We start from the raw sequence: 23,094 nt of genomic DNA, 5'->3' as shown, positions 1-23,094 counted from the left end.
CGCTAGTTAGCCGGCATGACCAGCGCCAGCCGCCCCAAGATCCTGACCGTCTTCGGCACCCGCCCCGAGGCGATCAAGCTGTTCCCCGTCGTGCGGGCGCTGCAGGCGGCGGGCGGCATGGAGACGGTGACCTGCGTCACCGCGCAGCATCGCGGACTGCTCGACCAGGTGCTCGCCATCGCCGGACTGTCCCCCGACATCGACCTCGACCTGATGGAACCGGGCCAGTCGCTCGACCGGCTGACCGCGCGGCTGCTCACCGGGCTGGGCGAGGTGATGGACCGGGTGCGGCCCGATCGCGTCGTCGTCCAGGGCGACACCGCGACCGCGATGGTCGGTGCGCTCGCCGCTTATTACCGCAAGATCCCGGTCGCGCACGTCGAGGCGGGACTGCGCTCGGGCGACATCTACCAGCCCTGGCCCGAAGAGGTGAACCGGCGCATCGTCGCACCGATCGCCGATCTGCATTTCGCGCCCACCGACACCGCCGCGGCGGCGCTGGCGCGCGAGAACGTCACCGCGGGCGTTCATGTCACCGGCAATACAGTGATCGACGCGCTGCTCTGGACGCGCGGCCGCATCGCCGAGACGCCGGCGCTGGCCGGCGAACTCGACCCGCTCGCGACGCGGTTCGCGGGGAAGCGCATCGTCCTCGTCACCACGCATCGCCGCGAGAATTTCGGCGACGGCATGGCGGCGATCGCGCGCGGGATCGCGCGGATCGCGGCGCGCGACGATGTCGCGGTGATCTTTCCGATGCACCCCAATCCCAATGTCGGCGCGGTGATGGACGAATGGCTGGGGACGCCGGACAATGTCGCGCGGATCGCGCCACTCGACTATCCGCATTTCATCCGTGCGCTCGAATTGTGCGACCTTGCGCTGACCGATTCGGGCGGCGTGCAGGAGGAAGCGCCCGCGCTCGGCAAGCCGGTGCTGGTGATGCGCGACACCACCGAACGGCCCGAAGGCGTTGCGGCGGGCACCGCACGCTTGATCGGCACCGACGAAGACCGCATCGTTTCCGAAGTGTTCACGCTTCTCGATGACAAGGCTGCCTATTCCGCCATGGCGCGCGCCCACAATCCGTTCGGCGACGGCCAGGCCAGCACCCGGATCGCAAGGATCATCGCCGATGATTTCGGACTCTGAACTCAAGGTCGTCGTTCTCGGCCTCGGCTATATCGGCCTGCCGACCGCGGCGGTGATCGCGCGGACGGGGGCGAAGGTGCTCGGCGTCGACGTCACCGAATCGGTGGTCGAGACGGTCAATTCCGGGCGCGTCCATATCGAGGAGGTCGATCTCGACGGCCTCGTCTCCGGCGTGGTGGCGCGCGGATCGCTGCGCGCGTCGACGCGGATCGAGCCCGCCGACGTCTTCGTCATCGCAGTGCCGACCCCGTTCGGCGAGGACCACGCGCCCGACATCGCATATGTGCTGCAGGCGGCGACGACGATCGCATCGGTGCTCAAGCCGGGCGACGCCATCATCCTCGAATCGACCTCGCCGGTCGGCACCACCGAGCGGGTGCGCGACCTGCTCGCCGAGCTGCGCCCCGATTTGCGCGTACCCGGCCGCGCCGGCGAGGCGGCCGACGTTGCGATCGCTTACTGCCCGGAGCGCGTGCTGCCCGGCCGCATCCTCGTCGAGCTGATCGACAACGATCGCGTCATCGGCGGCATCACGCCGCGCTGCGCGCGCAAGGCGCTGACCTTCTACCGCCGCTTCGTGCGCGGCGCCTGCGTCACCACCACCGCGCGCGCGGCGGAGATGACCAAGCTGACCGAAAACGCCTTCCGCGACGTCAACATCGCCTTCGCCAACGAACTCAGCCTGATCGCGGATACGATGGGGGTCGACGTGTGGGAGGTGATCCGCCTCGCCAACCGCCATCCGCGCGTCAACATCCTGCAACCGGGGCCGGGCGTCGGCGGTCATTGCATCGCGGTCGATCCGTGGTTCCTCGTCCACGCCGATCCCGCCAATACGCCGCTGATCCGCACCGCGCGGCTGGTCAACGACGGCAAGACCGATCATGTCGTCGCGCAGGCGAGCGCGCTGATCGAGGCGCGGCCGGGCGCGCCGGTCGCCTGCCTTGGCCTCGCGTTCAAGGCGAACATCGACGACTTCCGCGAAAGCCCGGCGCTCAAGGTGGCGCAGGCGCTGGCCGAACGCTTCGGCGAGCGGGTGCGGATCGTCGAACCCTATGCCGCGACCCTGCCCAAGGCGTTCGACGGCACCGGTGCGACGTTGATCGACATCGACAGCGCGATCGAATGCTGCCCGATCATGATCGTGCTGGTCGATCACGACGTGTTCCGCTCGGTGCCGATCGAGGAGCGGCGCGACAAGGCGGTGCTCGACACGCGTGGGATCTGGCCGGATCAACCACCGGTCGCCTCGCCGGTGCACGATGTGCTAAGGCTCGTCGGCTAGCCACTTTCACGCGGGGTTCAGGCTGTTGCCGCCAGACCTGCGTGGGTATACCTGCCATTCGGCACGATCGACGGGAATCCATGCTCAAGAAGCTGCTCAACGCGCGCCGTTCCACGGTAACGCCGCTGACCGCCATTCCGGAGGGCGAGCGCGTCTATGCGGTCGGCGACGTCCACGGCTGCGCCGATCTGCTCGACCAATTGCTCGCCAGGATCGATGCGGACGACCGGGCGCGCGGCCCGGCGCGCACGACCATCGTCTTCCTCGGCGACCTCGTCGACCGCGGGCCGGCGTCCGCGGCGGTGATCGAGCGGCTGCGGCTGCTCGCGGCGGAGCGCCCCGACACGCGCTTCCTGCTCGGCAATCATGAGGAGGTGTTCCTCGAATCGCTCAAGGGCGAACCCAAGGCGCTACGCATGTTCTGCCGGATCGGCGGGCGCGAGACGATCATGAGCTACGGGATCGACGCCGCCGATTACGACCGGATGGATTATGAGGAGCTGCATGCGGCGATGCGCGTCCGCGTGCCCGCCGCGCATCAGGCGTTCCTCGAATCGTTCGAGGATATGGTGACGATCGGTGATTACGTCTTCGTCCATGCCGGCGTGCGGCCGGGTACCGAGCTGACCGCGCAACGCGGCGCCGACCTGCGCTGGATCCGCAACCCCTTCCTCGACCACGACCGCGCGCTCGATAAGATGGTGGTCCATGGCCATACGATCAGCGCCGGGCTCGACGAGCAGGTCCATCGGATCGGTGTCGATACCGGGGCTTATGAGACGGGCATCCTCACCGCTTTGGGCCTCGAGGGCAGCGCGCGCTGGACGGTGCAGGCGACCCGCGCGGAGTGACCGGCATCCGGCGACGTGTTGCGTCGCCGCCACGGTCGCCGGCCATTCCGAAAGCGGGCGGTTAAACTGTTGTCGCGTCTATATACTTCTGCCATGCAAACCAGTGACGAGCACAAGAGGGAGTTATTTCATGCGTTTCGGTAAGATTGTCATGGCCGCTGCGGCCGCCACTATGGCCGTTGCTCCTGCGGTTGCCGCTCCGGCGAACCCCGCAGCCAGCCTGTCGGTGTCGAAGTCGGTTCGCACCGGTTCGACCTCGGCCAAGAAGAACGAGCTCGCCGGTGGCGGGATCGTGATCGCCCTGATCGCGGCCGCTGCCGTCGTCGCGGGCATCGTCGTTGTCGCCGACAGCGACGACAACGCGGACAGCAACTAAGCTGACCGTCAGCCTCGGCTAGGGAATAGCGGCCTTCGGGCCGCTATTTTTTTGCCCGGCGCAGGCCGATCGCGGACATGAAAAAGCCGGCGCTGGATGGTCCAGCGCCGGCTTTTCGTCGTGCTGGCGGATCAGCGGCCGCCGGGCATGCCCGGGGGCATCGCGCCACGCGGCATGCCGCCGGGGCCACCGGGACCGCCCGCACCCTGCGCCTGCGCCTGCGCCTGCGCCTGCATCTGGCGGACGACGGCTTCAGGCAGGAAGTCGATCAGTTCGATGTCGAAGACGAGCGTCGAATTGGCGGGGATCGGTCCCTTCGCCTCGGCGCCATAGCCGAGCGCGGGCTTGATCCAGACGCGGTATTTGGCGCCCTTCGGCATCAGCTTCAGCGCCTCGGAGAAGCCGGGGACGACGCCGGCGACGGGCATCGGCGTCGGCTGCTGCGACTTGTCGAAGGTGGTGCCGTTGAGCAGCTTGCCCTCGTAATTGATCAGCGCGACGTCGCTGTCGGTCGGCCTGGCGGCACCGGGCGCGCCGGGCTGCACGACCTTATACTGCAGCCCCGACGGGGTCGTCACCACGCCGCTCGCACGAGCGTTGCGGGTGAGGAAGTCGTCGCCCTGCCGCGCCAAGAGGAAGGCCGCGAGACAGGCGACGACGATGCCTACCCAGAGGTAGACGAGATAGGTCCGCTTGACGGGACGCAATGGAACGGCGGTGACGGTCGACATCTGGGGCACCTGGAGTTGTGGTGCCGGGCCGGCCGTCACCGGTTGAATTCACGAACTTCGCGCGAACACGCATCCGGAGGAAGGCGTGTTCGCGGTCGTCACGATGACTTAGCGCGCACCGTCGCGCTCGGCGCGCTTGCGATCGAGCTTGCGTGAGCGGCGGACGGCGGCGGCGCGTTCGCGCGCGCGGCGCTCCGACGGCTTTTCGAAGTGACGACGCAGCTTCATCTCCCGGTACACGCCCTCGCGCTGCAGCTTCTTCTTAAGCACGCGAAGGGCCTGGTCGACATTGTTGTCGCGGACGACGATCTGCATGGAACTGAAACACTCCGGTCAATAGCTATGGCGGCTGCAGACGAAGGTCCGCGCCGTGCGAGCGGTGCCCGTAGCAGCGCGCGGCGCGATGCGCAACCCGCGCGCCCGCGCCTGCCCGCCGCGCGGCACGCGCGGGGATGATCGGCCCGCCGCGCGCACGCGCGGGGTTAGTCGGCCCGGTGTCTTTCGGCTTGCGGCGCGGATTGTGCAAGCTAATGGTAGCGATAACGAGCTGGGAGAGATGGAAGACGGCGAACGCCGCGGCAAGGGCGAGGGCATCGGCGATGTCCCGCCCGCCGGGCCGGTCGCCGTGCCGTCAGGGCCAGCGTCACCGCCGCGCCCGCCGACCGACGTCCGATCGGCCGGCGCGTCCGATCCGGAGAAGAGCCCAATGCCGATATCCTTCGACCCCGCCGACGCGCTCGGCAGCGACTGGCGCAGCGCGCGCTGGCTCGGCCGCATCGATCTGGGCGCGGGTCCGAGCCCGGTGCTGGTCGTCGACGGCATCGCCTATGACATGGCGCGCGTCGCCCCCACCGTCGCCGAGCTGGTCGCCGGCGGCACCTTCGATCACGCGCAGGGCGAGGAGATCGGCGCGCTCGATGCGATCGGCCTGTCGGTCGACGGACTGCCGCGGCTGCTCAGCCCGATCGACCTGCAATGCGTCAAGGCGGCGGGCGTCACCTTCGCGGTGTCGGCGATGGAGCGCGTCATCGAGGAGCGCGCGCGCGGCGATGCCGGCGCGGCGGCCGAGGTGCGCAGCCGGCTGGAAGGGCGGATCGGCGGCAGCATGCGCGCGGTGGTGCCCGGCTCGCCCGAGGCGGCGGCGCTCAAGCAGGCGCTGATCGATGAGGGTCTGTGGTCGCAATATCTCGAGGTCGCGATCGGCCCCGATGCCGAGATTTTCACCAAGGCGCCGGTGCTGGCGACGGTCGGCTGGGGCGCGGACGTCGGCATCCGCTCGGACTCGACGTGGAACAACCCCGAGCCCGAGGTGGTGCTGCTCGCCGGCCCCGATGGCCGCGCGGTCGGCGCGACGCTGGGCAACGACGTCAACCTGCGCGATTTCGAGGGGCGGTCGGCGCTGCTGCTCGGCAAGGCGAAGGACAATAACGCCTCCTGCTCGCTGGGCGCGTTCGTGCGGCTGTTCGACGCCGACTTCACGATGGACGACGTGCGCCGGGCGGAGATCACGCTGCGCATCGAGGGCACCGACGGCTATACGCTGGACGGCGCCAGCTCGATGAACCAGATCAGCCGCGATCCCGAGGAGCTGCTGCGCCAGGCGTTGAGCGAGCATCAGTATCCCGACGGCCTCGTGCTGTTCCTCGGCACGCTGTTCGCGCCGACGCAAGACCGCGACGTGCCCGGCCAGGGCTTCACCCACAAGATCGGCGACATGGTGGCGATCGAGACGCCGCGGCTCGGCCGGCTGGTCAACACGGTCAGCACCTCGAAGGCCGCGCCGCCGTGGCGGTTCGGCCTGACCTCGCTTATCCGCAATCTCGCCGGCCGCGGGTTGCTCGCATGACCCTCACGACGGAGACGACAGTGGACAGCAACGACCGGCGCGCGCTTTATCCCTCGCTGCGCGGCAAGCGGGTGATCATCAGCGGCGGCGGTTCGGGCATCGGCGCGGGGCTGGTCGAGGCGTTCGCGCGACAGGGCGCCAAGGTCGCCTTCGTCGACGTCGCCGAGGCGGACAGCCACGCGCTGGTCGAGCGGATGGGCGATGTCGCGCACGTGCCGGTGTTCCGCCGGCTCGACCTCACCGATGTCGACGCGCTGGCGTCGGTGTTCGCCGCCTTGCAGGCGGAGCTGGGCGGCGTCGACGTGCTGGTCAACAATGCCGCGAACGACGATCGACACACGGTTGCCGAGGTGACGCCGGCCTATTGGGACCAACGGATGAACGTCAATCTGCGCCACCAGTTCTTCGCGGCGCAGGCGGTGATCCCGGCGATGAAGGCGGCGGGCGGCGGATCGATCATCAATTTCGGGTCGATCAGCTGGCACCTCGGGCTGGAGGACCTCGTCCTCTACCAGACCGCCAAGGCGGCGATCGAGGGACTGACGCGCAGCCTCGCCCGCGACCTCGGCCGCGACAACATCCGGGTCAACACGGTGGTGCCGGGCAACGTCAAGACGCCCCGCCAGGAGAAATGGTACACGCCCGAGGGCGAGGCGGAGATCGTCGCGGCGCAATGCCTCGACGGGCGGATCGAGCCCGAGGACATCGCCGCGCTGGTGCTGTTCCTCGCGTCCGAGGATGCGCGGATGTGCACGGCGCACAATTACTGGATGGACGCCGGCTGGCGGTGACGGGGTGCCGGGCGGTGGTCGAGCACCGCCCCGCCCCGCCGCGGCGTCCAGACGATCCCGGCGTTTGATTCCAAAGGCTTCAGGACAGAGGACGAGCCGCCTGTCAGTTTACCTGTAGCATCGCTTACGGTGAATTTTCGCACAAATCAGCCCTCGCTTACTGCTAGCTGTGGCCGCCGATCGTTAAATCCAGCGACCGACGTAATGCCGATCCGAACCGCTCTATAATGCAGCATAATGCGGTCACCCGCTTGCTACACGCCGACCTTTCGGCTGCCGCCGGCATGTAACCGCAACTTTTGCTTGTCGAGCTGCGTAAAGGATGGTGCAACCTCATGCCCAATGAAATCAATCAAGTTGAATTGGCCAATTTCGTTGCACAATTGGAAAGACGACTGGGCGAAGCGGTTCACGCCTCCATTATCTCCTCTCAAGCTGCCATATTGGCCTATCACGCCGGCACGCAACAACTTCCGATCCTGAGCTTCGCCGGCAATTCGCCTCCGACGCTGCCGGAAGCCGTTATGGAGAAAGCGACCCTTCTGCCAAATCGGGAAACCCTCATCGCGAGATTGCCGAAGGGCGGACGTGGCGTGGAAGTCGGCACACAACGAGGCGCCTTCGCAAAGCATATGCTTCAGGTCGCAGAGCCAGCACAGCTCCATCTCATCGACTCGAATTACACCCTCTTCGACAAACTCTGGTTTGAACCTTACGTTTCATCGTCTCAGGTTATCCTCCACGAAGGCATATCGTGGCTTGTTCTCGAAGATTTCGACCGCAGCAGTTTCGACTGGATATATATCGATGCCGGCCATGATTATGATAGCGTAACAAGAGATATCGCTGCGGCTTGGGACAAAGTGAGGCCGGGCGGCTATCTGATATTCAATGATTTTACCTCATGGTCGCCACTTGAGATTATTCCTTATGGCGTCATGCAGGCAGTATGTGAATTTCTGATCAATCACGCGGATGATTTCGCCATCGCCTGGTTTGCTTTCCATCCACAAGGCTATCACGACATAGCTCTGCGTCGTGAAAAGTAGAGGCCCGGAAACGTCGATGCAGAGCCGCAGCGCCTGACGCTCGCATTTGCCGGCGAGAGAAGCAGATCGGGTGCTTCAGCGGCGTACCGACGGGGTTGTTGCGTTATCGCGATCCGCTCGCTTTGTTACGTGTCTGCCCGTAGACCGGCGTGATTCGACGGAGGGCGTGATGACGGCATTGGTGTGGAGGTGGTGGGTGGCAATGCTGGCGCTGGTTGCGCTGGCGTTTGTCTTACCAGCCGCCGCGCAGACCACGCCGGTCGAGACCGCGAGCCGGCAGCTCGCCGGGGCCGAGGTGGCGCTCGATACCGTCGACAAGGCGCTCGACGGCAAGGTCGATCGTGAGACGCGCGGCACGTTGCGCGATCAGGCGCTGGGCGCGCAGAGCGACGCGCGCGAGGCGGCCGAACAATTGCGCAGCCAGCTCGCGCTGGTCGATGCGCGCATCGCCGGGCTCGGGCCACCGGTCGCCGGCGTGGTCGAGGCGCCGGACATCCGCGCCGAGCGCCGCGCGCTGGCACAGGCACGCAGCGCGCTCGACTCCAAAGCGAAGCGCGGGCAGCTCGTCGCGGTCGAGGCGGGGCAGCTCGTCACCGAGATCGACGAGACGCAGGCCGAGGAGATCAACCAGCGGATCGCGGTACGCACCCCCTCCCCGCTGTCGCCGCATTTCTGGAGCGACATGTTCGCCGCATTGCCGCGCGACAGCCGGCGCGTGTCGACCTTCCTCGGCCGCGAATGGACGCAGATCGACATCGGGCTACGCAGCGGCTTTCCGATCGGCGCGCTGCTCGGTACGCTGCTGGCGCTGGTGATGCTGATCCCGGTGCGGCAGTTCCTGCGTCGGATCGGCCAGCGCTATCTGATCGCCGATGCGCCGGGGCATCGCGTGCGGCGCTCGGCCAACGCCTTGTGGCGGGTGCTGATCGGCACGGCGATGCCGATGGCCGCCGCATTCCTCTTCGTGCAGGGGCTGCGCTGGTCGGCGCTGCTCGCGCCGGCGTGGAACGCGCTGGCCGATGCGCTGGTGCTCGCCGCGGCGTTCAGCGGATTGACCGCGGCGGTCGGCGCCGCCTTCCTGATGGCGCGGCAGCCGTCGTGGCGGGTGACGACGCTGACCGATGCCACCGCGACCGCGCTGCGCCCGGTGGCCTGGGCGTTCGCGACGCTGACCTTCGTCGTCATCCTCGTCAACCGGTTCAACGTCACCGCCGGGGTCAGCCCGACCGCATTGCTCGGGACGCAGGTGGTCGAGGTGATCGTCCACCTGATCCTGATCGCGGGCACGCTGGTCATCATCGGCCGGCTGCGCGCGGCGGAGGCGGCGGACGGCGAGAGCGAAGCGGAGGCGGCGGCGAGCGCCGGCGTCGGGGCGATCACGCTGGCGGTGTGGCTGGTCGTCGCCGGCGCGGGACTGGCGCTGCTGATCGGCTATGTCGGGCTGGCGATCACGATCACCCAGGCGGTGATCTGGGCGACGTTGCTGGGGGTGAGCACTTATCTATTGATGGTGGTCATCGACGATGTCGCGACCAGCCTGTTCCAGCGCGACGGCCGCGTCGGGCTGACGCTGCGCCACGGCATGGGAATCAGCGGCAGCGCGGTCGACCAGTTCGGCGTGCTGCTGTCGGCGGTGCTGCGGCTGGCGGTGATCGTCGTCGCGCTGGGACTGCTGCTCTATCCGTTCGGCGCGGGCTTTGGTTCGTTCCTCGACCGGGTCGGCGGGCTGGCGCGCGGCGTCGAGGTTGGCGGCATCGCGATCTCGCCGGGGACGATCATCCGCTTCGTCGCGGTGCTCGCATTGGGGCTGTTCCTGGTGCGGCAGTTCACCGGCTGGCTCGACCATCGCTATCTGCCGAGCACCGACCTCGACAGCAGCGTGCGCAATTCGATCCGGCTGGTGGCGCGCTATATGGCGATCGCGCTGGCGGTGGTGTGGGCGCTCGCCTCGCTCGGCATCGGCATGGAGCGGATCGCGCTGCTGCTGTCCGCTTTGTCGGTCGGCATCGGCTTCGGCCTGCAGGCGATCACCTCCAACTTCGTCTCCGGGCTGATCCTGCTCGCCGAGCGGCCGATCAAGATCGGGGACCTGATCCGCGTCGGCACCGACGAGGGCGACGTCAAGCGGATCAGCGTGCGCTCGACCGAGATCGAGCTGGCGGACCATTCGACGCTGATCGTCCCCAATTCGGAGCTGATCACCAAGTCGGTGCTCAACAAGACGCTCGCCGGACCGATGGGGCGGATCCAGATCCATTTCTCGGTGCCGATCGCCAGCGATGCAGACCGGGTGCGCGCGATCGTGCTGGAGACGTTCGTCGCCGAGCCGATGGTGCTCGACGCACCGGCGCCGGCGGTGCTGATCGACGGCATCGGCGACGGCCGCATCCTGTTCAACTGCCTCGCGCATGTCGCCAGCCCGCGCAGCACCGGCGAGGCACGCAGCAACGTGCTGCTGACGCTGCTGCGGCGGATGCGCGACGAGGGGATCGAATTGGGGACGGTGCCGCAGCGGGTGGAATGGGTGGCGGTGCCGCCGCAGCTCGGGGATGCGGGGGCGGGGTAAGCACGGCCTGGGACGCGAGGCCCATTGGTCCTTCCACAGCCCCTCGTAGTGGCACCCGACATTCGGGGGTCTATCAGATAATTCCTCCCCCGCCAGGGGGAGGTGGCATGCCGAAGGCATGACGGAGGGGGAGGTAAGCGACACGCCTGTTCCGCGTCCTCCCCCTCCGTCACGGCTTCGCCGCGCCACCTCCCCCTGGCGGGGGAGGAATTTCACTAGTGTCGATTTACCCCTAACCGATCATCCCGGTGCCGGCGTGCTTCCAGCGGCGATAGCCCTCGCCCAGCGCGGCCGGCGGGGGGAGCGTCGCCGGGGTCGGCGCGGTGCCGGCGAGGCGGTCGATCACCGCGGCGCGGGCGCGGAAGACGCGGCTGCGTACCGTCCCCATCGGCACGCCAAGGCGGACCGCGGCCTCCTCGTAGGACAGGCCCTCCTGCGCGACGAGGACCAACGCCTCGGCCTGGCCGGGGGTGATGCTGTCGAGCGCGGCGTCGAGGTCGGCGAGCATGACGCCCGATTCCTGATCGGCGGGGGTCACCAGCCGGTCGTCGTCGATATCGGGGTTCCACGACACGCTGCGGCCGCCGCGGCGGCGGTCACTGAGGAACAGGTTGCGCAGGATGCGGAACAGCCAGGCACGGAAATTGGTGCCCGGCTGGAAGCGGGTGCGGGCCGCCCAGGCGCGCGCCATCGTCTCCTGGACGAGGTCGTCGCCGTCGCCCTGGTCGCGGCTGAGGTGGCGGGCATAACGGCGAAGCGACGGCAGCACCGCGTCGATCGCGGCGACGAAGCCGCGTTCGGTGAGCACGTCGGGCGGCAAAGCGGCGGTGGTCATGCGGTTCATCACTCGACACGAGACAGACTGGACGGGCGCGGGGACGAACGGTGTCGGCGCGGGCGTCGCGAGCCCATAGAGGCAGGTATCGAACGATTACAATACTGACCGGTTCCTTTTTATTTTGCGGTGCAGCATCCCGGCAACACCGGCGCGTAAAGCCGCAGGAAGACGTCGAAGCGCGCCGCGAACGCCTGATCCTCGCACAATCCCTCCAGCGCGACGTCGGGCGCGACGCTGTAGCGCATGCGGTTGACCGGGCCGGCGAGCAGGTCGAACAGCATGTTGACCATCCCCTCGACATCGCCCGCGTCGAGCCGGCCCTGCGCCTGCGCGGTGACGATCGCGCTCTTCATCGGCGCCATCAGCATGACGTGCCATTGCTGGCGGCGCCGCGCGAAGGCGGCGTCGGTGAGCGAGGCGTGGTCGATGAAGATCGCCAGCCCGACGTTCTCGGGCTTGAGCATCATGTCGAACATATGGCGCGCGAAGGTGCGCAGGCTGGCGATCGGTTCGGCGACGCTGTCGGCGGTGTCGCGCGCGAAGGCGTGGATCTGGTCCATCTTGTGGCGGATCGCGGCGTCGATCAGCGCGTCCTTGCTGGGAAAGCGGCGGTAGATCGTCTGTTTGGTGACGCCGATGTCCTGCGCCAGCGCATCGATCGACAGCGTCGCGTAGCGCGCGTCGCGCATCGCCGCGATCGTACCGTCGAGGATCAGCGCCTCGATCGCCTGCGCCTCCTTGCGGCTCGGCCGGCCGGCGCGACGCTGCGCGGCGCCGCCCGCGCTCGCCCGCACCCCGTCATCCGTCGTCACCGTCATCCGCCCGAGTCCTGCTCCGTTTCCGTCGTCCCAACCGTCGCCACCATGGCCACCGTCCCCGGCGATGTCCACCGCCCGCCCGTTGCCGCAATGGCACACAGCGATTAGGGGGCGGGCTTGCAGGAGACAGGCCAGTGACAGCGACGACCGACCCGACCCACGCCGGCGATCACGTCGCGATCATCGGCGGCGGCTTTTCGGGGACGCTGCTCGCGATCAACCTGATGCGCCACGACGGGCCACGCGCGACGCTGATCGAGCGCCGTCCGACGCAGATGGCGCGCGGCGTCGCCTATAGCGCGGCGCACGAGGAGCATCTGCTCAACGTCCGCGCCGGCAACATGAGCGCGCTGCCCGACGATCCCGGCCATTTCGTCCGCTGGCTGGAGGCAAAGGCGCTGGGCGACGCCAAGACCTTCGTGTCGCGGCGGATCTATGGCGCATATCTGCGCGAGATGCTCGACGCGGCGGTGGCGGCGCATCCCGGGCGGCTGACCCTGGTCGAGGGCGCGGTGGTGGCGCTGGCGCGTGACGCGGGGGGCGTGACGCTGACGCTCGACGCGGGCGCTGCGATCGCCGCGGACGTCGCGGTGCTGGCGATCGGCAATCTGCCGCCGCACACCCCGCCCGGCCTCGACCCGGCAAAGCTGCCCGACGGCTGCTATCGCGCCGACCCCTGGGCGGGCGACATCACGGCGGGCCTGGGGCCGGACGATGATGTGCTGCTGATCGGCACCGGGCTGACCGCGATCGACGCGGCGCTGCTGCTGGAGGCGGCGGGGTTCGGCGGTCGGATCGTTGCGGTCTCGCGGCGCGGGCTGGTGCCGCGGCCGCATGCCGATACGCCGCCGCAGCCCGGGCTGCGCGAGCGGCCGGCGGGGACGCTGTCGCATCTGGTGTGCCACGTCCGCAGCCGCGCCGCGATCGTCGGCTGGCGCGCCGGGGTGGACGAGCTGCGGCCGATCACCCAGATGATGTGGGGGGCGGCGGACGCGGCGACGCGGGCGCGGTTCCTGCGCCACCTGCGGCCCTATTGGGACGTGCATCGCCACCGGCTCGCGCCGGCGGTGGCGGCGCGGGTCGACGCTTTGTGCGCCGCCGGGCGGCTCCGCTTCGCGGCGGGCAAGCTGGCGGGGGCGAGCGCGGACGGCAGCGGCGCACGCGTGCGCTGGCGGCCGCGCGGGTCCGACGACGGGGTCGAGACGCGGGTGGCGCGGATCGTCAATTGCACCGGGCCGCAGGGCGATCTGATTCGCTCCGACGAGCCGCTGCTGCGCGACCTGCTCGGCCAGGGGCTGATCCGGCCGGACCCGTTGCGGATCGGCCTCGACGTCGATGCGCAATCGCAGGTGATCGGCCGCAACGGGATCGCCGACCCGCAATTGTTCTGCATTGGCCCGATGACCCGCGGCGGGCTGTGGGAAGTGGTCGCGGTGCCTGATATCCGCCAGCAGAACTGGACGCTCGCGCGGCGGCTGGCCAATGCGCAATGGGTGGGTGGCGAGGGCCTGTAGCCCCCGCCCCCTGCCCTTTACCAGTTGAGGCCGGCGCGGGCGTAGAGATAGCGGCCGTTGAAGCCGAACGGCGAATAGGACGGGAAGCCCAGCACGCCGGTCGAATTGTTCGCCGCGATCGTCCGGTCGGGATAGACGTCGAACAGGTTGCTGACGCCGAGCCCGATCTGCGCGCCCTTGGGGGTGGCGTAGCGCAATTCGAGATCGGTGATCGCATGCTTCCCGGTATGGACGTCGCCGCTGGCTACCGTTCCCGGCTGGTTGACGTCGCCGTAATAGGTCACGCGGGCGAGCGCGCCGATCCGGTCGAGCGACCAGTCGATCTGCCCCGTCACCTTCTCGCCCGGCGTGCCCTGTTCCAGCGTCAGGATGCGGCTGCGCGCGAACAGCGTCGGCGCCGGGTCGAGCGTCGCGGTCGAAGTCGGCACGCGGGTCACGTCGACCTTGTTGACGTTGCCCGCCAGCGTCAGGTCGAACGCACCGACGGTGTCGGTCGCCAGCCGGTAATGCGCGACCGCGTCGATTCCCTTGGTGGTCGAGGCGAGGCCGTTGATGAAGAAACGCGCCGCCGCGGCACCGGTGTTGGTCGACGCGAGCAAGCTGGCGATCGCGGTGTTGACCGCGACCGATTGAGCGGCGGAGGTCGTGATGTTTTCCGACAGACCGATCTGGTTGCGGATATGGATGCGATAGGCGTCGATCGTCAGGTCAAAGCCGCCGGCGCGGATCACGGTGCCGGCCGAGAAATTGGTCGACTTCTCGGGTTCGAGCGGCAGACCGCCGAGCGCGGTGCCTACGGGGCTGGTCGACGGATAGGTGCCGGTCAGCACCGGCACACCGTTGGTGACGACCGAGGCGATCTGGGTGAAATATTGCTGCTGGAGCGACGGCGCGCGGAAGCCGGTCGAGGCGGTGCCGCGCAGCGCGAACCACGGCGTGATGTCGTAGCGTGCCGAAGCCTTGCCCGTCGCGGTCGAGCCGAAGTCCGAATAATCCTCGAACCGGCCGGCAAGACCGACGAGGAACTGGTCGGTCACTTGCGCCTCCAGATCGAGATAGGCGCTGCCGTTGCGACGGCTGCGCTTGGTCTCGTTAAGGGGCGAGAAGCCGCCGAAGCCCTGCGCGCCCGGCGTTGCATTGGTCGTGGTGGTAGGGATGCCGGTGACCGTACCGGCCGTCGGATAATCATAGGATGCGCGCTCACCGGCGAGGATCTTGTAGCCCTCGCGGCGTCCCTCGACGCCGAAGGCGACATTGAGCGACTGGAAGACGTCGAACTGACGGGTGACGTCGAGGCCGGCGACATATTGGTCGTAGATCGTCGCGCCGTCGTAGAAGTTGCGCGGCGTCGCAGTACCATAGGCATAATTCGCCGAGTTCAGCGTACGATAGTCGATCCGGTTGCGGCCGTAGCTGAGCGAGAGATCGATATTGAAGCCGCCGACGTCGCCGCGGATGCCGGCTGCCGAATTGATGTCCTTCGACTTCGTGTTGATGATCGGCAGGAAGCCATCGGGATAGCCCGCACGGGTGAGCAGCGCGAGCGCGGCGGCCGACGCGGCGGGGGTGACCGACACCACGCGCGGGAAGGCCGCGCTGCGGCTGTCGCGGTCCTGATAACCGCCGAAGGCGTAGAGCTTGAGATTGTCGGTCAGCGAGGTGCCTGCGTTGACGAAGCCGGTATATTGCTCCACCTCGGGATCGCCGTAGCGGCCGGTGACGCGGCGCGGCGACACGCGGGTGTCGAGGTCGGCGCGGTTGGTCGGCTGACGCTTGGTATATTCGCCCGAGACGGTGATGAAGCCGTCGTCGCCGAAGCCGATGCCCTGCCAGGCGGTGGCGGTGACGGCATGTTCGCCCTTCACGTCGCGGCGGTTGTTGGCGGTGTCGACCTGCGAGTCGTAGAAGCCGTAGGTGACCGAGCCGCCGCCGCCGCTGCGCGCCTCGCGCAGGCGCAGGTTGATGACGCCGGCAATCGCATCCGAGCCATATTGCGCCGAGGCGCCGTCGCGCAGCACCTCGATCCGGTCGAGCGCGACGGTCGGCACGGTGTTGAGGTCGACCGCCGCCGAGCCGCGGCCGACGCTGCCGTTGGTGTTGACCAGCGACGAGGCGTGCGCGCGGATGCCGTTGATCAGCACCAACGTCTGGTCGGGCGACAGGCCGCGCAGCGTCGCCGGGCGGATCGCGTCGGTGCCGTCGGTCGCCGACGGACGCGGGAAGTCGATCGACGGCGCGATCGCGGCGAGTGCGCTCGCCAATTCGGTCGTCCCCTGCCGCTGCAGGCTGGCGCCGCTCAGCACGTCGACCGGCGCGACGCTGTCGAGGCGGCTGCGCCCGGCGGTGCGGGTGCCGGTGACGATGATGTCGTCGCCCTCGTTGGGCTGCGCCGCGGCGTCGGCGACGGGCGCGGCCTGTGCGGGTTCGGCGACCGCGGGGGGCTCGTCCTGCTGGGCGGGCGCGGGTGCGGCTTGCGCCGCAAGCGCGGCGGAACTCGCCGCGAGCAGAAGTTCGCTGATGATCGTCACGATGACCCCCTATACCTGGTCCGTATTCGCTGCGCTGTTGCGCGTGCGGTGCAGCATAGCCGATCAAGCCCATGACTTAGGGCGAAGAAAAACTTTGCGGTGGGTGAGGCTCGGGCGGGGGATGCGATGTCTCGCGCCGTTCGTCCTCTCCGCCAACGCGGAACCCTCATGCACCCCGGCCTCGATACGGCACGTGCCGACCTTCGCAGGGGTATCGCGACAGCCGAGGTGACCGAAACGCGCTATCGCCGACGCTGCGTGTCCATGGGTCTCGGCGTTCGCCGGGATGACGATCTCTCCAATTGGCGAAGGCTGTTTCCCACCAACGCTGCGACGCCGTGATCCGGTTTCACGCAGAGGCGCAGAGGACGCGGAGGTGTCGCGTCCGTCGTTGCGACGATGCGCCCCACGAGCCGTCGAGATCGCAGATCAGATTGCGTCAAACACTACTCCTCCGCGTCCTCCGCGCCTCCGCGCGAACATTCCTTCTTCTTCGAACGACCGACATCGCTCCGGCGAGGCTTGAGACGGCCCGACCGAACGCGGAAGCCGAATCCCGCGACGCCCCCCGCCGCTATCCCGCCGAGCCCCCGCCCCGCGCCGCATCTGCGCGCCGCACCGCAGCCATGAACGCCGCCACCTTCGCCGCATCCAGTCGCCCGTCCCGCCGCACGCCCGAGCACAGATCGAGCTCGAACGGCCGCACGCGCCTGATCGCCTCGCCGACATTCTCCGCGGTCAGCCCGCCGGCGAGGTACACCGGCCGCTCGCTGGCGCGCACGAAGGCGGCGCTGATCGACCAGTCGTGCGCGCGCCCTGTTCCGCCGAGCTCGGCCACCGCTGCATTGGGCCGCCCCGAATCGAGCAGGAAGGCATGCACATACGGCGCGTAGAGCGGGATCATCGCCAGCGCCTCCGGCCCCTCGACATGGATGACCTGTACCCGCCGCACCTCCGGCGCCAGCATCGCCAATTCCGCGGCTTCGGCCGGATCGATGTGCGACACGATCTGCACGACCGATGGCCGCGTGGCGCGGATGTGCGCAGCGATCGCGGCGGCGCTGGTCTCGGCGGTCAGCAGGAAGGTCGCCACCGGCGGCGCCACCTCGGCCGCGATCGCGGCGATCGCATCGTCGCCGATCGGCCCCGGCCCGGACGGCATGCGGGCGACCAGCCCGAGCGCGTCGGCGCCCGCCGCCACCGCGATCCGCGCCTCGTCGGGCGAGGCGATGCAGCAGATCTTCACCCGTGTCCGCATCTCAACGCCCCCCGCCGCGCACCGGCGCCGACCCCCGCGCCAGCCGCTCGTAGAAGCCGCCGAACGCACCGTCGATGGTGACCAGATGCACCTCCAATATCCAGTAGCGCCGCTGCCCGAACGCGTCGGGATCGCTCAGCGGCAGCGGGTTGGCCGGGCTGATGTGATGCGCCTGCCGCTCGCCGGGCAGGCGCGCGTGCGGGAATTCGGCGACGATATGCCCGGCTATCCGCCCGCCGAAGCGATAGCCCGCCGCCGCCGCACATGCGCAGGCATGATCGTACAGCGCCGCGCCGGTGATGTCGGGCTCCGCCGCGAGCCGTTGCTCGATCAGGGCGAACTAGCGCGGCAGTTCGGCGACGAGCGCGTGTTTGGCGGGATCGTCGCCGACCGCATAGCTCCGCCCGACATCGGCCTCCCAGGTGCCGAACACCGGGCCGAGGTCGAGAAAGACGATATCGTCCGGCTGCACCGTCGCGATCGGCGGATTGTCGGCGGCGATCGCCAGCGTATTCGGGCCGGCGCGGACGATCCGTTTGTGCCAGTCGCGCGCGACGCCGAACGCCTCGCGCGCGATGCCGCGGATGTCCTGTTCGATCTCGCGCTCGCTGCGCCCCGGCCGGATCAGCCCGCGCGCCTCGATCACCTCGAGCAGCGCCAGCGCCCGATCCTCCGCCGCCAACAAGGCCGCGAAACGCGGGTCCCCGGATTGCATCGTCATGTCCATCGCTCCACCCCCGATTGATCCCAAAGCCGCCTATCGCTCGCTCGCGGCGATCATGCCGATCGATGCGGTCATCACCATCGCGATCGCGCCCCATTGCGCCGGCGTCAGCGTCTCGCCGAGCAACGCCGCGCCCGCCACCGCCCCCACCGCGGGCTCAAGGCTGAGCAGCACGCCGAGGCTGTGCGCCGGAATATGTTTGAGGGCGACCATCTCCAGCGAATAAGGGATCGCGCTCGACAGCAGCGCGGCGATCAGCCCCAGCCCGATCCACGCCGGGGTCAGCAGCAGCGCCCCCGCGTGATAGACGCCGATCGGCACGACGAACAGCGCCGCGCTCGTCATGCCGAACGCCACCGCCTGCCCCGCCGGCAGATGCGCGGTCCGCTTGCCGAAAACGATATAGCAGGCCCAGCCGGTCGCGGCACCGAGCGCGAACAGGATGCCGACCGGATCGAGCGCCTGCGCGCCGACGCGCAACGGCAGCAGCAGCGCCAGCCCCGCTACCGCCAGCGCCGCCATCGCGACATGCACCGGCCGACGCGCGTGGAACAGCGATACCGACAGCGGCCCGAGGAACTCGATCGCGATCGTCGGGCCGAGCGGCAACGTCCGCAGCGCCATGTAGAAGCACAGGTTCATCGATCCCAGCGCCACGCCATAGCGCACGATCCGCGCCGCATCCCCGCGCGCGAGCCCGAACCGCCATGGCCGCACCAAAGCGAGCAGGACGATCGCCGAAAAGCCGACGCGATAGGCGCTCGTCCCCTCCGCGCCGACCAGCGGAAACAGGCGCTTGGCGAAGGACGTGCCGACGCAAAAGGTCGTGATCGATGCGGCGAGCGCGGCATAGGGCAGCAGGCGGTGGGTCGCGCCGGGTTGAAAGCGGGTCGTCATACCCGTCTTCTAGCGGCGGCCGCGCGACGGCGGTCGCTCGATTCCGGTGTCGCGTGACGGATCGCGGCGTTATTTGGCGGAAGATGACCGAATCCGTTACGCTCGATCCCTTCGACCACCGGCTTCTCGACCTCGTGCGGCGTGATACTCTCATGCCCGCACGCGTGATGGCCGAGCGGATCGGCCTTTCCGAAAGTGCCGTGCTGCGCCGGTTGCGGCGGCTGCGCAGCACCGGCGTGATCGTCGCCGACGTCGCGATCGTCGATCCCGGCCGGCTGCAACCGTCGATCACCATCCACGTCCTCGTCGAGCTGCATCAGAGCAATCTGCGCGCCGAACAGGCCTTCGCCCGCAAGATGCAGCAGCGGCCCGAGGTGATCGGCGCCTGGAACGTCACCGGCCGGACCGACTTCCTGCTCATCGTCGCGGTGCCGACGATCGAGGCCTATCAGCATTTCTCCGACGCGGTGCTCGCCGCCGACGACGACGTCCGCCTGTTCGAGACGCTGGTCAGCCTGCGCGAGATCGTCCGCTACGACCCGACGCGCGGCCGCCCGCTGGTATGACGGCTCAGGCGCCGCGCAGTGACCACGCCAGCCACAGCCAGCCGCCGATCAGCAGCGCGCCACCGATCGGCGTGATCGCGCCGAACCAGCGCGGCGCCCCCAGCGCCATCAGGTACAGCGTCCCCGCGAACACCGCACCGCCGACGACGAACAGCCATGCCGGTCCGCGCGCCTCGCAGCGCAGCGCGACGATCGCGGCCACCGCATGGATCAACTGGTATTGGCCGCCGGTCTTGAGCCATTCGACCGCCGGCCCGCTCGCGCCATGCGCACCGAACGCGCCCGCCGCCACCGCGATCGCGCCCGACAGCGCTGCCAGTATCGCCACGATCATCGCGGATCATTCCCCCATGGCTGTTGCTCGGCGACCATCGACCGCGCCGCGCGGATATCGCCCGCCTCGATCTGGATGCGCAATCGCTCCTTGTCGCGCGCGCGATAGGCTTCCTCAGCGCGATCGATCTCGGCGCCGGCGATGCCGAGGTCGCGCATCGCGACGCGCGCCATCTTCACCGCCGATTCGAGCACCTCGCGCACGACGAACACGCCCGATGACTTCTTGAGCTTGACCAGTGCGCGCCGGTCGAACGCACGCACATAGATGGCGGCATCGGGGAACGCCTCGTGCACCCCCTCCAGCGTATCGGGCTCGATCTGGTCGCCGTCGATGCAGAACAGGATCAGCTCCGCCTCGGCCGCGCCCGCCTGCCGCAGCAGGTCGAGGCGCGTGCCATCGCCGTAATAGACCTTGGCGCCGAACTCGCCGGCGATGTCGATCATCTCGATATCGCGGTCGATCAGCGTCACCGGGATCTTCTGCGCGAGCAGCATCTGCCCCACCGTCTGGCCGAACCGCCCGTAGCCGACGATGATCGCATTGGCGCCGTCGGCCTTGGGTCCGTCGCGCGCCTGGTCCTTGGCGACGGGCTCCTCGCGGAAGCGGCGGGTGGCGCCCATCAGGAACGGCGTCGTCGCCATCGACACGGTGATGATCGCACCGAACAGGCTCGCCGCCTCGGGCGCGACGAGCAGGCCCTGCTGCGCCTGCGCGAACAACACGAAGCCGAACTCGCCGCCCTGGCTGAGCAGCACGCCGAGCGCCAGCGCGCTGCGCCACGTCATCCTGAACGCGAGGCCGATCCCCATGATAACAGCGGTCTTGGTCGCGATCAGCGCCAGCGCCATGCTCGCCACGAACAGCGGCCGCTCGGCAATCGCGTGCAGGTCGAGCATCATGCCGACCGCGAGGAAGAACAGGCCGAGCAGGATCGAGCGGAACGGCTCGACATCCGCCTCCAGCTCGTGCCGGTACGGGCTGTCCGCCAGCATCACGCCGGCGATGAACGCGCCCAATGCGGTCGACAGCCCCAGCGCCTCCATCACCGCCGCGCTGGCGATGACGGTGAACAGCGCGGCAAACACGAACATCTCGCGCTCGCCGAGATTGCCGATCAGCCGGAACAGCGGCCGCAGCACGAACCGCCCGGCGAGGATCAGCCCGCCCACCGCCGCGACGGTGTAGAGCGCCAGCAGCCAGCCGGGCGGCCCGCCGGCATCGGCGGGGTTGCGGCTCATCGCCGCGACGATCGTGATCAGCGGCACGATCGACAGATCCTGGAACAGCAGGATGGAGAACGCCCGCTCGCCGAACGGCGTGCGCAGCCGCCCCGACGATTGCAGCAGCGGCAGCACCTGCGCGGTCGACGACAGCGCCAGCGGCAGCCCGAGCGCGAGCGCCGCGGTCGGCGAGAAATGCGCGGCGCCCCAGACGACCGCGGTGATCGCCAGCCCGCACACCACCACCTGGATCAGCCCGAGCCCGAAAATCTCCTGCTTCATCCGCCACAGCCGGGTCGGGTTGAGCTCCAGCCCGACGATGAACAGCAGCAAGGTGATGCCGAGCTCGGCGACCCCGATCTTCGCTTCGGCATCGCCGACGAGGCCGAGCAGATGCGGCCCGACGACGGCACCGGCGACGAGGAAACCCAAGGTCGCACCCAGCCCGAGCCGCCGGAACAGCAACACGAAGCCCAGCCCGAACCCCAGCAGGATCACCCCGTCGCGCAGCATCGACGCGCCGCCCGCCGCCTCATGCATGCGCATGCGCCTCGCGCGCCGCCAACGCCGCCTCGGCCGCCGCCTCGAACGCCAGCCGGATCGAGGGATGCCGCGCGGTATAATCGAGCGCCGGCGCGAACACGTCGAGCCCCGGCCAGTCCGGCAGATCGCCCTCGCGCGCCAGCCACCCGGTGAGCGCATCGCGCGCCGCCGCCAGTTCCTCGGGCGTCTTGCCGAGGATTTCGCGCGCGAGCAGCGACGCCGACGCCTGCCCCAGCGCACAGGCGCGCACCAGCAGCCCGACCTCGCTGACCCGGCCGTCGTCGCCGACGCCGACGTCCACCGTCACCCGGCTGCCACAGATCGGCGAGCGTTTCTCCGCACTCGCCTGCGCATGGTCGAGCCGCGCATGATGCGGGATCGACGCCGCCAGCCGCAGGATCTCGGCATTGTAGAGAGGCGTGGTCATTTCAGGCTGCTCGCATTGTCGGAGGCATCGTCGGATCGAAGGCTCTGTCGCGCGCCGAACACCGGCAGGCCGCGCCGCCGCCGGTCGACGAAATCGGCGATCCCCGCGCTGGTCGCGTTGAGCAGATTGTAGCAGCGCGATTGCGTCATCCAGTCGGGCCGCTGCGCCGGGCCACCGCGCGCGGTATCGACCAGCAGCGCCGCGACGAGAAAGCCGAGGCTGGCGATGATCAGCCCCTTGAGCGCGCCGAAACCGAAGCCGAGCGCGCGATCGACCGGCCCGAGGATCGACTGGCGCGTGCGTTTGCCGATCGCATTGGCGACGAGCTTGCCGCCGACATAGGTGCCGCCGGCGATCACCACGAACGCCGCCACCGCCGCGCCCGACGCGGTGCCGATCGTGCCCGCGAGCTTGGCGGCGAGCGCGACGTGGAACAGCTTGAGCATCGCGACGATCGCCACCCAGGCGAACAGCGACAGCACTTCGGTGACGAAGCCGCGCTTCAGCCCGAGCAACGCCGCACCCAGCACGGCGACGAGAACGATGATGTCGAGAGCGGTCAGCGCCATGCCAAAGGGAATAGGGATGCGCGGCCGGGGGCGCTAGTCCTTGGTCGTGGTGGGAACCGTCGTTCGTGGCCCCTTGCCGTCGCGGTCCCCCCTTCTTCGTCCACCCCCCTCTTCGTCATCCCCCCTCCTTCGTCATCCCGGCAAAGGCCGGGACCCATTGTGGGGGCGGTGGATGGTGCGTGCCGTCGCTGGCGGCGGCGTGTCCATA

22 protein-coding genes are annotated in these 23,094 nt (G+C 69.0%); 10 read left to right on the top strand and 12 right to left on the bottom strand.

The window, feature by feature from the left end; genetic code table 11:
• Positions 1–15 precede the first annotated feature (15 nt).
• The 4 genes from wecB (at position 16) to SFC76_RS08815 (ending at position 3,664) form a co-directional block, all read left to right on the top strand.
• A complete protein-coding gene (gene wecB, locus SFC76_RS08830; RefSeq protein WP_322849115.1) occupies positions 16–1,152 on the top strand; it encodes a non-hydrolyzing UDP-N-acetylglucosamine 2-epimerase in 1,137 nt (378 codons plus the stop codon).
• Complete coding sequence (wecC, locus tag SFC76_RS08825) at positions 1,136–2,437, top strand: UDP-N-acetyl-D-mannosamine dehydrogenase (RefSeq protein WP_322849114.1); 1,302 nt, start codon at positions 1,136–1,138, stop codon at positions 2,435–2,437. The genes wecB and wecC overlap by 17 nt, the downstream gene beginning before the upstream one ends.
• Before the next feature lie 80 nt (positions 2,438–2,517).
• Positions 2,518–3,288: a metallophosphoesterase family protein gene (locus SFC76_RS08820; protein ID WP_322849113.1), complete on the top strand. Its 771-nt coding sequence runs from the start codon at positions 2,518–2,520 to the stop codon at positions 3,286–3,288.
• 130 nt (positions 3,289–3,418) lie between these two features.
• Positions 3,419–3,664 carry a hypothetical protein gene (locus SFC76_RS08815; RefSeq protein WP_245640815.1) on the top strand — a complete coding sequence of 82 codons (246 nt, stop codon included), beginning with the start codon at positions 3,419–3,421 and terminating at the stop codon, positions 3,662–3,664.
• A gap of 131 nt (positions 3,665–3,795) precedes the next feature.
• On the opposite strand, the gene SFC76_RS08810 is transcribed toward SFC76_RS08815, so the two are convergent.
• A complete protein-coding gene (locus tag SFC76_RS08810; protein ID WP_322849112.1) occupies positions 3,796–4,395 on the bottom strand; it encodes an FKBP-type peptidyl-prolyl cis-trans isomerase in 600 nt (199 codons plus the stop codon).
• Between the two features lie 108 nt (positions 4,396–4,503).
• Complete coding sequence (gene rpsU / locus SFC76_RS08805; protein ID WP_038658749.1) at positions 4,504–4,710, bottom strand: 30S ribosomal protein S21; 207 nt, start codon at positions 4,708–4,710, stop codon at positions 4,504–4,506.
• Positions 4,711–5,101: 391 nt separating this feature from the next.
• Here rpsU and SFC76_RS08800 point away from each other — a divergent pair, with 391 nt between their 5' ends.
• From SFC76_RS08800 to SFC76_RS08785, 4 genes are all read left to right on the top strand, one after another.
• Positions 5,102–6,241: a fumarylacetoacetate hydrolase family protein gene (locus SFC76_RS08800; protein ID WP_322849111.1), complete on the top strand. Its 1,140-nt coding sequence runs from the start codon at positions 5,102–5,104 to the stop codon at positions 6,239–6,241.
• Positions 6,238–7,032: an SDR family oxidoreductase gene (locus SFC76_RS08795; RefSeq protein WP_322849110.1), complete on the top strand. Its 795-nt coding sequence runs from the start codon at positions 6,238–6,240 to the stop codon at positions 7,030–7,032. Before SFC76_RS08800 ends, SFC76_RS08795 begins: the two co-directional genes overlap by 4 nt.
• Before the next feature lie 335 nt (positions 7,033–7,367).
• A complete protein-coding gene (locus tag SFC76_RS08790; protein WP_322849109.1) occupies positions 7,368–8,081 on the top strand; it encodes a class I SAM-dependent methyltransferase in 714 nt (237 codons plus the stop codon).
• Between the two features lie 169 nt (positions 8,082–8,250).
• Positions 8,251–10,647 (top strand): DUF3772 domain-containing protein, encoded by a 2,397-nt coding sequence (locus SFC76_RS08785; protein ID WP_322849108.1) that lies wholly within the window; start codon positions 8,251–8,253, stop codon positions 10,645–10,647.
• A 232-nt stretch (positions 10,648–10,879) separates the two neighbouring features.
• Here the strand turns inward: SFC76_RS08785 and SFC76_RS08780 are convergent, their stop codons facing one another.
• Both SFC76_RS08780 and SFC76_RS08775 read right to left on the bottom strand, forming a co-directional pair.
• The gene (locus SFC76_RS08780; RefSeq protein ID WP_322849107.1) at positions 10,880–11,482 is read right to left on the bottom strand and encodes an RNA polymerase sigma factor; all 603 of its coding nucleotides are present in this window, start codon (positions 11,480–11,482) and stop codon (positions 10,880–10,882) included.
• A gap of 119 nt (positions 11,483–11,601) precedes the next feature.
• On the bottom strand, positions 11,602–12,303 hold the full coding sequence (locus SFC76_RS08775) for a TetR/AcrR family transcriptional regulator (protein WP_322849106.1): 702 nt from the start codon (positions 12,301–12,303) through the stop codon (positions 11,602–11,604).
• A gap of 134 nt (positions 12,304–12,437) precedes the next feature.
• Here SFC76_RS08775 and SFC76_RS08770 point away from each other — a divergent pair, with 134 nt between their 5' ends.
• Positions 12,438–13,817 carry an FAD/NAD(P)-binding protein gene (locus SFC76_RS08770; protein WP_322849105.1) on the top strand — a complete coding sequence of 460 codons (1,380 nt, stop codon included), beginning with the start codon at positions 12,438–12,440 and terminating at the stop codon, positions 13,815–13,817.
• Between the two features lie 17 nt (positions 13,818–13,834).
• Here the strand turns inward: SFC76_RS08770 and SFC76_RS08765 are convergent, their stop codons facing one another.
• From SFC76_RS08765 to SFC76_RS08750, 4 genes are all read right to left on the bottom strand, one after another.
• Positions 13,835–16,345 carry a TonB-dependent receptor gene (locus tag SFC76_RS08765; RefSeq protein ID WP_322849104.1) on the bottom strand — a complete coding sequence of 837 codons (2,511 nt, stop codon included), beginning with the start codon at positions 16,343–16,345 and terminating at the stop codon, positions 13,835–13,837.
• A gap of 574 nt (positions 16,346–16,919) precedes the next feature.
• Positions 16,920–17,603 carry a phosphoribosylanthranilate isomerase gene (locus tag SFC76_RS08760; RefSeq protein WP_322849103.1) on the bottom strand — a complete coding sequence of 228 codons (684 nt, stop codon included), beginning with the start codon at positions 17,601–17,603 and terminating at the stop codon, positions 16,920–16,922.
• Positions 17,604–17,943: 340 nt separating this feature from the next.
• Positions 17,944–18,324, bottom strand: coding sequence for a M24 family metallopeptidase (locus SFC76_RS08755; RefSeq protein WP_322849102.1), 381 nt, complete (start codon positions 18,322–18,324; stop codon positions 17,944–17,946).
• 36 nt (positions 18,325–18,360) lie between these two features.
• Positions 18,361–19,224, bottom strand: a complete 864-nt coding sequence (locus SFC76_RS08750; RefSeq protein WP_322849101.1) for an EamA family transporter — start codon at positions 19,222–19,224, stop codon at positions 18,361–18,363.
• A gap of 83 nt (positions 19,225–19,307) precedes the next feature.
• Between SFC76_RS08750 and SFC76_RS08745 the strand changes: the two genes are divergently transcribed.
• Positions 19,308–19,790: an Lrp/AsnC family transcriptional regulator gene (locus SFC76_RS08745; RefSeq protein ID WP_322849100.1), complete on the top strand. Its 483-nt coding sequence runs from the start codon at positions 19,308–19,310 to the stop codon at positions 19,788–19,790.
• A gap of 4 nt (positions 19,791–19,794) precedes the next feature.
• Here SFC76_RS08745 and SFC76_RS08740 read toward each other — a convergent pair whose 3' ends face one another.
• Genes SFC76_RS08740 through SFC76_RS08725 form a run of 4 tightly spaced genes read right to left on the bottom strand, consistent with a single transcriptional unit; the run spans position 19,795 to position 22,886 of the window.
• Positions 19,795–20,124, bottom strand: a complete 330-nt coding sequence (locus tag SFC76_RS08740; RefSeq protein WP_322849099.1) for a DUF423 domain-containing protein — start codon at positions 20,122–20,124, stop codon at positions 19,795–19,797.
• Positions 20,121–21,887, bottom strand: a complete 1,767-nt coding sequence (locus SFC76_RS08735) for a cation:proton antiporter (protein ID WP_322849098.1) — start codon at positions 21,885–21,887, stop codon at positions 20,121–20,123. The genes SFC76_RS08740 and SFC76_RS08735 overlap by 4 nt, the downstream gene beginning before the upstream one ends.
• The gene (locus SFC76_RS08730) at positions 21,880–22,317 is read right to left on the bottom strand and encodes an iron-sulfur cluster assembly scaffold protein (protein ID WP_322849097.1); all 438 of its coding nucleotides are present in this window, start codon (positions 22,315–22,317) and stop codon (positions 21,880–21,882) included. Before SFC76_RS08730 ends, SFC76_RS08735 begins: the two co-directional genes overlap by 8 nt.
• Positions 22,314–22,886 (bottom strand): CvpA family protein, encoded by a 573-nt coding sequence (locus SFC76_RS08725; protein ID WP_322849096.1) that lies wholly within the window; start codon positions 22,884–22,886, stop codon positions 22,314–22,316. The genes SFC76_RS08730 and SFC76_RS08725 overlap by 4 nt, the downstream gene beginning before the upstream one ends.
• Positions 22,887–23,094: the final 208 nt, after the last annotated feature.

The sequence above is a fragment of the Sphingomonas sp. CD22 genome, assembly GCF_034556155.1.
Classification (GTDB): domain Bacteria; phylum Pseudomonadota; class Alphaproteobacteria; order Sphingomonadales; family Sphingomonadaceae; genus Sphingomonas.
This window is presented reverse-complemented; position numbering and strand designations above follow the sequence as displayed.